Consider the following 13574-nt stretch of genomic DNA (forward strand, 5'->3'; position numbering starts at 1 on the left):
ACTACCCCACCTTTACTTGGTCCAAAGGAACTCTAAGCTCTGAACCATTTACGGTTAGGCTCCGGCCATATACCGCAATGTCCATCGGTTCTCCTGACACGAGTTGGAACACCGCTTCATCCTTGGTCACTTCAACGGTCAGTCTGCTTCCACGGAAGGTGATCGGGAAGCTGTAATGAGTCCATTGCTCCGGGATACTCGGTGCAAATTGCAGCTTGTCGCCGTCGGATCGCATGCCTCCAAAGCCGTATACAATGTTCATCCAGGCCGCTGCAATCGAGGTCGTATGAAGACCTTCCCGCGTATTACGATTATAGTTATCCAAATCCAGACGGGTCGCAAATTCAAAGAACCGGTAGGCTTCCTCCGGCCGCCCAATCTCGGCGGCAAGAATCGAATGGATCGATGGCGACAAGGAAGATTCATGAATGCATCTAGGCTCATAGTAATCATAATTGGCACGCTTCTCTTCCCGCGTGAACTGACTGCTGTACAGGAACATGAACATCAGCACATCCGGCTGCTTGATCATGTCATACCGGTACAACCGATCATAAGACCAGTGTGAGTACAGCGGGAACTCCGTCACAGGGATCGAATGAATATCCAGATGCGGCATGTCAAAGAACCCATCGTGTTCTTCGTACACGCCAGTGACTTCATCGCGGGGGATTTTCATATGATCGGCTTTATGCCTCCAATCTGCTTGCTCTTCATCCGTTAACCCGATTCTCTCCGCCAGAAGCCCGAACTTCTCCGGCTCCGAATCCCGCATGCCCTGGATTGACTCCAGCGTATATTCGAACAGCTTCTTCGCCATCCAGTTGATGTAGCAATTGTTGTTGACCATCAGTTGGAACTCGTCCGGACCCATGACGCCGAAATATCCATACTCGCCGCTCTTTTGTCCGAATTGTCCGCGAGTGGCATAGAAGCGGCTGATCTGAATCAGCATTTCGACTCCTTTATCATGAAGAAAACTCGTGTCCCCGGTAATTGTTACATAGTGGCGCAGCCCGTAAGCGACTGCAGTACCTACATGAAGCTGGAGATTCGAATGCTGCCAAAGATCGCAGCTCTCGGTGCCGTCGATCGTCGCAATCGGATAAAACGCCCCTTCGCAATCCAGCTCCTTGGCCCGCTGAAGCGCATGAGGAAGCGATTTGTAGCGGAACTCCAGCAGGCTTTTCGCCGCCTTCGGATTATTGAAAATATAGAACGGCAGACAGTACGACTCCGTATCCCAGAAGGCCAGCCCGCGATAGGCCTCGCCTGTCAATCCTTTCGCCCCGATATTGAAGCCGGGATTGTCGCCGTGATAGGTCTGATACATCTGAAAAATACAGAAGCGGATCCCTTGCTGATTGTCCGGATCGCCTGCAATCTCGATATCCGATGTCTCCCAAACATGCTGCCAATAGGCTTGCTGTTCCTCAGCCGCATGGTCATATCCCTTCCCGCGGATATCCTCAGCCAGGTCCATGCCTTGCCGCCATACCGCATTGTCGTCCAGCCCTTGATCCTTCTCCGCAACATTGATGACGAGTTTATCCATCACGGCTGAGACGCCTTGCTCTAGCTTGAGCTTCAGATCATAACCGATCAGCCCGTCCTCAAGCACCGGCTGACGTCCTGTCTCGTCGAGCGACACTGCCCGAAAACCGGAGAATAACCGATTCCCCGTATTTTCAGTCTGACCCAGGATCGCCGCGATTCCCTGCTCCTCTTCCTGCTTCAGCACCGACCAATAACGCCGGCCCTGATCCTCATGCAGCACCGAGAAGTCCAGCCCCGTCCGAATCGTTGCCTCCCCGTCAAAATCAACCGGTACCAGCGTGATCCGCTGACCGCCGAGGTGCGAGTTCCGCATGCTGACCAGACGCTCGAACGCAAGCTTCAGGCTCTTGCCGCTCCGCAGATGCCAGGTCAACTCCCGGCGGTAAATTCCTGTTCTGAAATCCACTTCCCTGCGGTAATCCGAGAACCGGCTTGCCGCCAAGTCCAGTGTCTCGCCATCCACTGTAATTCGGGTGTATAGCCAATCAACCGCATTGACCATGAAGCGCAGCGATTTAATGATTCCTTTATAGTGGGCCGCCACCTGACTCTCTTCATATAGCCCGTTAAAATAACTCCCGAGCAGCGTATCCCCGCCATACCCTTCCTCCGGGTATCCTCTGACGCCCATATATTCATTCCCTAGCGAAAATATCGATTCGGAAACCCGGTTGCGCCCCGGATCAAAGCCTTCCTCCACTACTTTCCAGGGATCAACCACCAAATATTTGTCCGCAATTTTCGGCATGCTCTGCTCCCGCTCCTTTACACAGTTTACTTCTACAGATTAGCCCAAGAGGACTTACCGGCCCAATGTCCAACTCTAATGACCTTATGTGCGATCATACGAAGTTGGATTTCTCTGGATTGCAGTAGAAAAAAGCAACATGACAACTAAATCCGGCAGCTATAGGAGAAACCTATCAAAATGATTTGAACTATATATTTCACCAATTCATGCCTGTGCCGCATAATGGAGACATGACATGACCGGGGAGGAAGCGGAGATGAGCGGTAAGCAGATTTGGCAGGCCGGATTGTATGATGAAAAACTGGGATATGTAGCGGAATACGGAAAAGGTGTCGTGGAATTGCTTAGCCCCAAGCCAGGCGAACGGATTCTCGATCTGGGCTGCGGTACCGGGGATCTGACTCAAGAGATTTCCAAGTCCGGCGCGGAAGTGCTGGGCATGGATCTGGCAGAACCGATGATACATCAGGCAAGGAATAAGTATCCCCATCTGAACTTTAGAGTGGGAAATGCCGAGCATTTTGAATTGGAGAGTCCGGTTGATGCCGTGTTCTCGAATGCGGCCTTGCACTGGATGAAGGATGGCCGGAGCGCAGCCTCTTCAGTTTGGAACGCCTTGAAGCCCGGCGGACGATTCGTTGCCGAATTCGGGGGAAAAGGAAATGTAGCTGCGATTGTCCAAAGCTTGGGGACGATCCTGGAACAAGATTACGGAATAGACGCCGGATCGCTTAACCCTTGGTATTTTCCCAGCTTGGGAGAATACAGCGTATTGCTTGAAGAGCTTGGATTCCGAATCGCTTATGCGGCGCATTTCGACCGGCCCACCAAGTTAGGAGCAGGCGAAGATGGCCTAATTCATTGGCTGAATGGCTTTGCCGCCGGTCCGTTTCTCGCAGGATTTGAGGAGGCCGAAAAAGGCCATGTGCTTCAAAAGGTAGCGAAGCTGGCGAAAACGGAGTTATTCCGGGACGGAGAATGGTACGCGGATTACGTGCGTTTGCGGATCGTAGCAGTAAAGCAGCAGTAAAGTGGAGTGCTGTAGAAATTGAACTATTGGAAGCTACACTGAAAAGGCATAAGTGTAAAGTGTTCTGTAAGAATACTTTACACGTTGCCTCCAATGTACGTCATTAGTTCAAATTATATAGCACAATCACCTGTAGATTATAAGTTAATAAATACCGTCTTCATCTTGCTGCTGTACTGCACATCGAGTCCGAGCCCCTTCACGAGTAGCGCTAGAGGAACATAAGTCTTCTGTTCAGTACCTGCCTTTTGCAAAAATGCCGGACTTGCTGTCTCTAATGAGATGCCGTTTGCAGTGACTGTCTTGGCGCCGATCGGAATCACAACCTCGCTACCGTTATACGAAACAGTTGCCGTGCTGCTCTTGGAATCCCATTTCGAAGTGCCTCCGATTGCATCTGTAATGTCCCGCAATACAATAAAGGTCTGACCGTTCTTCACAATCGGCTTATAGGGTGTCTGCAATTCTGCGCCACTGACAACTACTGAAAGCTCCGTCTTTCCTTTCTGGGCTTCTGTTATACGGTAGTAGCCCCAGATGGACTCCGCCATGACCTTGGCAATTGTCTCGTACCCGGATTGGTTGGGGTGCACATCTTCATTGAAGATATGTGTATAGGACAGTTCCTTGCCAACAAACCTTTCTGCAACATGCGCCGCCTTCACGGACTTGCCCTCTTGAGCCAGGGCCGCAACCGCCTCATCGACCGCCTGCGTGAAGCCGGCAGCAACCTCGCTCAGCATGACATACTGGCTCTCTCCGGCAATCTTCGGAACCGGCTGATACTGGTCTGCCAGGATAATCTGCGCATCGGGATTAATTACGGTCAGAACGGAGAGAATTTCTTGAATGTTTGTCTTATAGACTGTAAGTAATTCATTTGCCGTTGTCTCTAACTGCTCTGCACTCAGACTCTTCGATTGCTCAATCAGCTGCGATACATCATTTCCGCCGATGGTGATCAGAATCGTGTCCGCTTGGGCAAGCTTGGTCTTGGTTCCCGGTATTCCGGATGCAAAGACGCTGATACGCGGATCGGATATCCCCGGCTGGATGGTGTCTGCGGTTACCGCACTGCCCTCTTGGATAGCTTTGAGGTAATTCAGCAGTCCGGTGCTTGTCAGTCCGAGGATACCGTAATTCGTGACTTCCGTTCTGTTATGGAACAAGGCCTGCTCCTTGATCCGGTCTACATAACCATACACAGCAGAGCCCTCCGTCATCCCCGGCTCGTATCCCGCAGTAATGGAATCTCCAACGGCCACGATAGTCTGAAGGCTGCCTTGCCTGATTGTTGTTTGACTTCCAGCTTCCGCAGCATTTGCTGCTGTCTCGGCAAATGACGCTGTGCCTCCGCCAGCCAGCAGTGCCAGCGACAGCATGCCTGTCAGCAACATGCGGCCTTTGCTATGGACTTTAGATTTCTTCTTCATCAGTTCCCCGCCTCTCCTGCAGAATAAAAAAGCACCCCTTCAAACCGAAAGGGGCGCCGTAAACAGAGTGAAATTATGACACTTCTAAGCTGTCTAGTTCTCTTCCTTCCTGTCTGATACACCAGCCCTCTTCAAATAACCATCATACCGCCCATCGATTTCCTTGCCCATGCTGCGATATTTGAGGGTCTCCTCAACGATCGGATCAAGCTGGGTCTGAATCCTTACTTCATACTTGGGTGCAAGGCGGCTTCGCTCCTTCTTCCGCCGTTCTTCCTCGCTATCAACCACTTGATCCGACAGCATCTCGCTAAGCTCTCTTTCAAGCTCTTTCTCAAGATCCTTTCTGTCTTGCATGGCTGTATACCCCTTTCTGATCAGTTAATTCCCGGTTGCACCGGCAGCCTCAATGACCTCCATCAGTTCCTGATGAATGGTGCCGTTGCTGACAATCAGATTTCTTGCGCCGACATGGTAAGGATTCCCGGCTGTATCGGTCACCTTGCCTCCCGATTCCGCCACCATCAACGCGCCTGCCGCCGTATCCCAGGCATTGAGATTCACCTCATAATAACCGCCGAGACGGCCTGCAGCCACGTAAGCCAAATGCAAGGCGGCCGATCCTCCGGCACGGAGACTGCGCGCCTTGCCGGATAACGCCGTTATCCCCTTAAGATTAATCGGAGCCGCCTGCCGGTCCGGATTAAAGCCCACAGCAATAATGCTTTCCTCCAGCCGTGCGTCTGCAGATACCCGGTTAGTATGCCCGTGCATATAAGAGCCTTTTCCCTTTTCTGCAACAAACATCTCATCACGGATCGGATCATAAATCACGCCAATAATGACTTCACCCTTGAAAGCAAGGGCGATGGAGACGCAGAAGAACGGGAAGCCGTGCACGAAGTTAGTCGTTCCGTCCAGCGGATCAATGATCCACAAAAACTCACTGCTGCTCGCCTCTTGCCATGCAGCCGCCGAAGCCGCCGCACCCGGGGCAACCCCCTCCTCACCCAAAATGTCATGGGAAGGAAAATGCGTCAGGATCAGCTTGCGGATCATCGCCTCAGCACCTTTATCGACATCAGTCACCAGATCCTGCGGAGAGAATTTTTCATTAACAGCTTTAATATCTCCCAATCGGCTCTTGATCCATTCCCCGGCTTTGGCGGCGCAATTAATGGCCACCGCAAGCGGGTTTTTACTGCCTACCACATAGGGAGTAACAGGTTTTGATTCCACAGCTATTCACTACCTTCATCATAATTTAAAGCAAGGGAACAACAGGTTAAGCTCCTATAAAATTATAACCACCGTCTACATAGATTACTTCACCGGTAATTCCGCGGGACAAGTGACTGATCAGGAACATCGCGGTATCTCCGACCTCAGCAGTTTCCGTCGTTCTCCGAAGCGGAGCCTTCTCTTCAACCTGCTTCAAAATGGAATTGAAATCGCTGATCCCCTTCGCTGCCAGCGTCCGGATCGGTCCTGCCGAGACGGCGTTCACACGGATATTCCGTGGTCCCAGGTCATTGGCGAGATACCGGACGGATGCCTCCAGCGCCGCCTTGGCTACGCCCATAACATTATAATTACGCATGACACGTTCCGAACCCAGGTAGGTCATGGTCATGATGCTTCCGCCTTCGGTCATCAGCTTCGACAGGCGCTGAGATACAGCAACCAGCGAATAGGCGCTGATATCATGCGCAAGCGCAAAGCCTTCGCGGGAGGTATCCACGAACTCTCCGGAAAGGTCCTCCGCCTTGGCGAATGCGATACTGTGCACCAAGCCATGGAGTACACCGAACTCAGCGGACAGCAGCTCCGCCAGCTTGTCGATATCCTCATCGACCGTCACGTTGCACGGTACAAGCAGCGAGCCCGGAATCGTCTCGGCCAGCTTGCGCACCCGTCCTTCGACTCTTTCATTCTCATATGTAAAGGCAAGACGTGCTCCTTGAGCCGCCAGACTCTGTGCAATCGCCCAGGCGATACTCCGATCATTGGCAACGCCCATGACAACTACATTTTTACCGTTCAACAAATCTCCCATACAGATATAGCCTCCTTCATATACTAGAGGATGCATCACAGCACCCTGCTACGTTTTGTTCAACTTACCTTAATTATCCTGAAATATCAACCCTGCCGCAAGTAAATACTACAGTACACTGCACACTTATGCCTTTTCTGCGTCGCCTTTTCAATTCAACTTAAGGCATGATCTCCACTGAAGCCTGATCCAGAATGCGCACGCCGTCCCCCTGGTAACGGGCCAAATCCTCCATAAGCGCAAACAGCGCACCATCCTTCAGCTTGGCCTCAAGCATTACATCCATTCGCTCCGTCATGCCGGCAATACTGCGAAGAAATTCAAGCAAAGGAGCGGCTATCACATGATCAGCGTGGCCGCGCGGGTCACTCGCACTCTTCGGACTCGACGCATGAATCTTGGGCGGCAGCGGATCATTCTCCGGAGAATCCGCCTGAGCGAGCGGACCGGACCAGGTCTTTAAAATCCGGGGCCACAGCTCTGACGGCAGCTCTCCTTCATTGTTCACCCATTGATGATGGATATCCAGCACCATCGGAAGCCCCAGCACCTCGCAAATTTCCAGCGTTTCCCGAGCATTAAAGGTTTTATCGTCGTTCTCCAATGTCAGCCGTTTACGGCAGCTCTCAGGGAGATCCGATACATGGCTAATGAAGCGTTCTGCCGCCGAGCGCTTGTCTCCATAAGCACCGCCCACATGGATATTATTCTTGGACCTGCCATCCAGCCCCATCGCTTCCAGCATCGAGATGTGATAGCCCAGATCCCGGATCGAACTCTGAAGCACCTCCGGACGCGGCGTACTGAATACGGTAAAATGATCCGGATGAAATGACACCCTCATTTCATGCTTGCGAACGAAATCCCCGATCTGTGCAAAAGGCTCCCGGAGGGCAGCATAAGGATTCCAATCCGCAAGCGCGCTATGCGTGGCCAGCGGAATCAGCTTCGAGGAGAAGCGGTACACCTTAATATCGCTCGCCGCATTATGACGCAGCAGCCTGAGCGTATTATGAAGATTCTCTGCCCCAAGGGCCTCCAATCGGCGAATCGCTGCCTCACGGTCGAGCAGACCGCTAAAGGTCTTGTAAGTCATTGTTCTTGATGGCGATGCCTTCTCTACGACCGTCGACATCGCGACATAGCCGAATCGGACGATCATTTGCCCTCCGCGTCTCCAAAGAACATTTCATAAGCAAGATCGGTCTGAATTTTGGACTCTTCCTCGGTCAGCAGCCGGACAAGCTGCAGCTCCACCGAGGTAACTTCCTCTCCATTGAAGTTAATCTCCGCCACACTGGCAGTTATTTTGACGATAGCTACCGCCTTGTTTTCCGGCGTATAAGCAATGACCTTCTGGCCGGTGGGAAATACGCGCAGCCCGGTTTTGAGCATTTTACCGCGTCCATACTCAAGAAGCTCGTACAGCTCTTGCTCATTTTTGAATTTACATACTGAATTGAATTCTGTTTGAAAGCCCATAAGCTCATCCGCCTTTCCAGAATTAGATGCCGTTCTCAAAGTTAAGGTTCTGCTTTGCTTCAAACCGCTCGAGTCCAAGCCCGATCAATCGGTCCAAAAGCGCTTCATAGGACACGCCAGTTTCGCGCCACAAGAGCGGATACATGCTGTACGGCGTAAAGCCTGGCATGGTGTTCACTTCATTGATCCAGATGGTGTTGTCGGATTTCTTCACAAAAAAGTCCGCCCGGCACAAGCCATTGCCTGCGATGGCTTTAAAGGCCTGAACGCCCACCTCGCGAATCCGGTCAGCCAGTTCCGTGTCGATTTGCGCCGGAATAATCATCTGTGACTTGCCGTCGGAGTACTTGGCTGAATAATCATAGTATTCACTGGAGGAGACAATCTCTCCCGGAACGGAAGCAAGCGGTTCGTCGTTGCCCAGGATTCCGACTTCAACCTCGCGGGCATCCACGAATTCCTCCACAATAACCTTCACATCGTAGCGAAGTGCGAACGTAATCGCTTGAACAAGCTCATCCCGGGTCTTGGCTTTGGAGATGCCGACGCTGGATCCCAGATTGGCCGGCTTAACGAAGCAAGGATACCCCAGCTTCTCTTCGATTCCATGTACAAGAACCTCTTGTCTGCTCTCCCATTCCGAAGCGGTGAAATAGCAGTATTTACATTGCTCGAGACCCGCTTCGGCAAACAGCTTCTTCATGATGACCTTGTCCATCCCAGCTGCCGAGGCTAATACGCCTGCTCCGACATAAGGCAAATTGGCCATTTCGAACAGGCCTTGAATCGTTCCGTCTTCTCCATTCGTCCCATGGAGCAAGGGGAAGGCTATATCGATTGCCCGCTCCCCGGAGGTCAAGCCTTGGAAAAGCATCTGAACCGCGGCTCCTGTATCGTCCGCCCCGTTATCAAGCTCCAGTTGATCAAGGGCTCGGAAAGGGGCTGTCATTGTCTGACCCACTTTCCAGGTTCCTTGCTTGGTAATATAGAAAGGAATAATCTCGTATTTATCGTAATCAAAAGCTTTGGACACCGCAAAGGCGGTCTGCAGCGATACCTCGTGTTCCCCCGACTTCCCGCCGTAAATCAAACCTACCGTCAATTTTTCCTGTCCCATGCGCAACCTCTTTTCATCAATTTAAAGATTAAGAAAAAAACGGCTTACGCCGCTCTTTTATCCTGCTCAGAACCGGTCAACAATATGGAAAAAGCGATATACCGTGTTGTCGCTCCATGCATAGGAATCCCGGTAATCCCAGTACCGATGCTTACTTGGTACAGTATGAGCATTCACCAGCGGCATTCCGCCGGCATCAAAAGCCGTTACAATTGTGCTGTGCTGAAAAGCGCCATTGCCATCCCAGTCGTAGATGATGACGTCGCCAAGTTCAAGCTGTTCCGGCCTATCAACAGGCTCGGCTAAACCGGATTTGCCGCTCAAATAACGTTCCAGTGCATTGGAGACTGCCCAACTGTAGCTCCAGGCTTCCTTCCCGCCGACATAACCTTTGTACCACCAGCCTGAATCTCTTTTTCCAGTATAATTTATTGGCGCTCCACCTGCAAAGAGGCACTGGGAGATATAGTTGGTGCAATCAACCTCAAATGCGGCGAATTGCGGATTAAAGTCGTCCCACCAGCGATCTGCATACAATACGGCATCCTGTCTCCGGTAAGGGGTGCTGCGGAAGCCGCTTTTCAACAGCTCCCGGTTTAAATAAGGCTTGGCCCCGGCACCGGACTTGGCCGACTCCACGGCGGCGTCGGAATTTCGGGGAGAGCTCCGCTCCGGAATGGGCTGAAGCACTCGTGCCACCATCCAATCGCCATCTTCGTGTTGAAGCGTCAGGCGCTGCTTATGGATCACTTCCTCCCGATGCTGCACCCCTCCACGCTCATAATCGGTTTTTCTTAACAGTTGGAGTTCAACCTCTACTTCTCCCTCTCTATGTTCAATCTCACGGAGCAGCTTTGCTCTCGTCTCACAGCGAAGAGGAACGGCTTTACGTTCGCCATACCAATCCGCCAGCCTGCGCTTTCGTTCTCCCAGCCTAAGCAAGTAATCCAGATCCGTAACGATCCCTTCCTCTACGCGGCTCCCGAAGTCAATTTCGTCCTGATTTTGCTGGTTCACATACTGAGACAACGCCCTCATCCAATTCTCTGCCATCGTCCTGACCTCCTTTATAATAAAACTGGAGCCTGATGCACCGTTCATGAAGTCCATTGCAACTAATATATGAAACAGGGCCGGCAAGTATGTTTGGAGAGACTGAACACAGCATATTCTAAGGCAAAAAACACTTTACTAGCCGTCTGGCGACAGGTATACTTAATTTAATGAGTTTTTTGAAATCATGTTTCACACAGTGAAACAAGGAGGTTCGTTTCATGTCCAATCAAGATTTTTTCTCCAGCAGCCGCAAGCTGGAGATCGGCGGAAAAAGCTACCGCTATTATGATCTGAACACATTAGAAGAGCAGGGACTTGGCCCGGTCAGCAAGCTTCCTTTTTCCATTAAAGTACTGCTGGAAGCTGCTGTGCGCCAATATGACGGAAGAGCTATTACGGAAGAACATGTGAAGCAAATCGCTGGATGGAGCGAAGGAAGAGACGACAACAAGGAGATCCCTTTCATCCCGGCACGGATCGTGCTGCAGGATTTTACAGGCGTGCCCGTAGTTGTTGACCTTGCTGCGATGCGTGACACCGTGAAGAAGGCCGGCGGGGATCCCAAGCAGATTAATCCGCTCGTTCCGGTCGACCTTGTTATCGACCACTCGGTCATGGTGGACGCTTTTGGTACACCTGAAGCACTTGAATATAATATGAAGGTAGAGTTCGAACGCAATGAAGAGCGTTATCGCTTCCTCCGTTGGGCGCAGACGGCTTTCAACAATTTCCGTGCCGTTCCTCCTGCCACCGGGATCGTTCACCAGGTGAACCTGGAGTATCTCGCCTCTGTTGCCGCAACCAAGCGGATCGGCGACGAGACTGTCGTATTCCCGGATTCCTTGGTAGGTACGGACTCCCATACGACGATGATCAACGGCCTTGGCGTGGTAGGCTGGGGCGTTGGCGGTATCGAGGCCGAGGCAGGAATGCTGGGCCAGCCGCTTTATTTTGTTGCGCCTGAGGTTATCGGCTTCAAGCTGACCGGCAGCTTGTCAGAGGGTGCGACCGCAACGGATCTGGCGCTGACGGTCACACAAATGCTGCGTAAAAAAGGCGTTGTCGGTAAGTTCGTCGAGTTCTATGGACCTGGTCTTGCCAATATCAGTCTGGCCGACCGGGCAACCGTAGCCAACATGGCGCCAGAGTATGGCGCGACGATCGGTTATTTCCCCGTTGACCAAGAGACGCTTGCTTATCTTCGCAGCACTGGACGCTCGGAAGAGCAAATTGCCCTTGTGGAAGCTTACTATAAAGCGCAAGGCATGTTCCGCACAAGCGATACACCAGACCCGCTGTTCAGCGATCTGATTGAGCTTGACCTCGCTTCCGTTGTGCCGAGCCTTGCCGGACCGAAGCGTCCGCAAGACCGGATCGAGCTGACCGAGATGAAGGATAGCTTCAACAGTATTATCCGTACGCCGGTAGATAAGGGCGGATATGGTCTGAGCGATGAGAAAATCGAGCAGAAGGTTACCGTCAAGCATCCGAACGGAGCTGCCAGCGAACTGACGACAGGTGCGGTAGTTATCGCCGCGATTACGAGCTGTACGAACACCTCGAATCCAAGCGTGATGATCGGCGCAGGGCTTCTGGCGAAAAAGGCTGTAGAACGCGGCTTGAAGAAGCCGGGCTATGTGAAGAGCAGCTTGACGCCTGGTTCGCTTGTTGTTACCGAATATCTGGAGAAAGCCGGGCTGATCGAGTCGCTTGAAGCGCTGGGCTTCCATGTGGCTGGTTACGGCTGCGCCACTTGTATCGGCAACTCCGGTCCTTTGCCTGACGAAGTCAGCGCAGCAATCGCGGAGAACGATATGACCGTTGCTGCCGTGCTTTCGGGTAACCGTAACTTCGAGGGCCGCGTGCATGCTCAAGTGAAGGCGAACTATCTCGCATCTCCTCCTCTCGTCGTAGCTTATGCCCTTGCAGGTACGGTGAACATTGATCTGCAAAATGACCCTCTGGGCTATGACCAGAATGATCAACCCGTATTCTTGAAGGACATCTGGCCTTCATCCAAGGAGATCAAGGATGCTATCGGCCTGTCTGTCAGCCCGGAAATGTTCCGCTCCAAGTACGAGAACGTATTTACACAAAATGAACGTTGGAATTCCATTCCGGTGCCGGAAGGCGAGCTGTATGAATGGGATGAAAAGTCTACCTATATTCAAAACCCGCCTTTCTTCGAGCAGATCAGCGACGGGCTTCAGGACATTGCAGATGTTCGCCAGGCGCGTGTGCTTGCCTTGTTGGGAGACTCGGTTACAACCGACCATATCTCGCCTGCCGGCAACATTTCGCCGACAAGCCCGGCCGGAGTGTACTTGAGCGACCGCGGCGTAGCTCGCAAAGACTTTAACTCCTATGGCTCCCGCCGCGGGAACCATGAGGTCATGATGCGCGGAACCTTCGCCAATATCCGTATTCGGAATCAGGTTGCTCCGGGAACCGAAGGCGGCGTCACGAAGCATTTGCCGACCGACACGCTGATGTCGATCTATGATGCTTCGATGAATTATCAGGCCGACGGTCAGAACCTGATCGTCATCGCCGGCAAAGAATATGGAACAGGCAGCTCCAGAGACTGGGCAGCCAAGGGAACCTTCCTGCTGGGCGTAAAAGCTGTCATTGCCGAAAGCTTCGAACGGATCCACCGCAGCAACCTGGTCGGCATGGGCGTCCTTCCCCTTCAATTCCAGGAAGGACACGGCTGGCAGACGCTTGGAATCGATGGAACAGAAACGTTCGATATCGTAGGGTTGTCCAACGAAGTCAAGCCGGGACAGCAGCTTACGGTTATCGCTACCCGCCTGAACGGAACGCAATTTGAGTTCCATGTCACGGCCCGCCTCGACAGCATGGTTGATGTAGATTACTACCATAACGGCGGTATTCTCCAAACGGTGCTTCGCCAAATGATTAAAGACAGCAACTCACAATAGTTAAAAGTAAAGCTGCAACAAAGAAAGCCTCCTCTTTGGTAAACGGTGTACTCACCTGTCACCAAAAGAGGAGGCTTTAATTTACCTCTAAGAGGCTATTCAGAAAGTCATCTTTCGAATCAGCGTTCGATTCAGGGAGTGGATCTGCAT

At 52.1% G+C, this 13574-nt stretch carries 11 protein-coding genes; 2 read left to right on the plus strand and 9 right to left on the minus strand.

Going from position 1 to position 13574, the window contains the following annotated elements; genetic code table 11:
• Window position 1: 1 nt before the first annotated feature.
• The gene (locus tag KI362_RS20245; protein ID WP_301629924.1) at window positions 2-2305 is read right to left on the minus strand and encodes a glycoside hydrolase family 65 protein; all 2304 of its coding nucleotides are present in this window, start codon (window positions 2303-2305) and stop codon (window positions 2-4) included.
• Window positions 2306-2564: 259 nt separating this feature from the next.
• Here KI362_RS20245 and KI362_RS20250 point away from each other — a divergent pair, with 259 nt between their 5' ends.
• A complete protein-coding gene (locus tag KI362_RS20250; protein WP_301629926.1) occupies window positions 2565-3338 on the plus strand; it encodes a methyltransferase domain-containing protein in 774 nt (257 codons plus the stop codon).
• Between the two features lie 137 nt (window positions 3339-3475).
• Here the strand turns inward: KI362_RS20250 and KI362_RS20255 are convergent, their stop codons facing one another.
• From KI362_RS20255 to KI362_RS20290, 8 genes are all read right to left on the minus strand, one after another.
• Complete coding sequence (locus KI362_RS20255; RefSeq protein ID WP_301629928.1) at window positions 3476-4771, minus strand: stalk domain-containing protein; 1296 nt, start codon at window positions 4769-4771, stop codon at window positions 3476-3478.
• 93 nt (window positions 4772-4864) lie between these two features.
• Complete coding sequence (locus KI362_RS20260; RefSeq protein WP_044480150.1) at window positions 4865-5128, minus strand: hypothetical protein; 264 nt, start codon at window positions 5126-5128, stop codon at window positions 4865-4867.
• 24 nt (window positions 5129-5152) lie between these two features.
• Entirely contained in the window at window positions 5153-6010 is an 858-nt protein-coding gene (locus tag KI362_RS20265) for an inositol monophosphatase family protein (RefSeq protein ID WP_301629931.1), read from the minus strand.
• 46 nt (window positions 6011-6056) lie between these two features.
• Complete coding sequence (fabI, locus tag KI362_RS20270) at window positions 6057-6827, minus strand: enoyl-ACP reductase FabI (protein WP_301629933.1); 771 nt, start codon at window positions 6825-6827, stop codon at window positions 6057-6059.
• Window positions 6828-6987: 160 nt separating this feature from the next.
• Entirely contained in the window at window positions 6988-7989 is a 1002-nt protein-coding gene (gene uvsE, locus KI362_RS20275) for a UV DNA damage repair endonuclease UvsE (RefSeq protein ID WP_301629935.1), read from the minus strand.
• On the minus strand, window positions 7986-8309 hold the full coding sequence (locus KI362_RS20280; protein WP_044480157.1) for a hypothetical protein: 324 nt from the start codon (window positions 8307-8309) through the stop codon (window positions 7986-7988). The genes uvsE and KI362_RS20280 overlap by 4 nt, the downstream gene beginning before the upstream one ends.
• 22 nt (window positions 8310-8331) lie before the next feature.
• Window positions 8332-9426 (minus strand): D-alanine--D-alanine ligase, encoded by a 1095-nt coding sequence (locus KI362_RS20285; RefSeq protein WP_301629938.1) that lies wholly within the window; start codon window positions 9424-9426, stop codon window positions 8332-8334.
• 66 nt (window positions 9427-9492) lie between these two features.
• Window positions 9493-10479 (minus strand): amidase domain-containing protein, encoded by a 987-nt coding sequence (locus KI362_RS20290; protein WP_301629940.1) that lies wholly within the window; start codon window positions 10477-10479, stop codon window positions 9493-9495.
• A gap of 221 nt (window positions 10480-10700) precedes the next feature.
• Between KI362_RS20290 and acnA the strand changes: the two genes are divergently transcribed.
• Window positions 10701-13424, plus strand: coding sequence for an aconitate hydratase AcnA (gene acnA / locus KI362_RS20295; protein WP_301629942.1), 2724 nt, complete (start codon window positions 10701-10703; stop codon window positions 13422-13424).
• Window positions 13425-13574 lie beyond the last annotated feature (150 nt).

This window comes from Paenibacillus apis (assembly GCF_018333295.1).
Classification (GTDB): domain Bacteria; phylum Bacillota; class Bacilli; order Paenibacillales; family Paenibacillaceae; genus Fontibacillus; species Fontibacillus antibioticophila.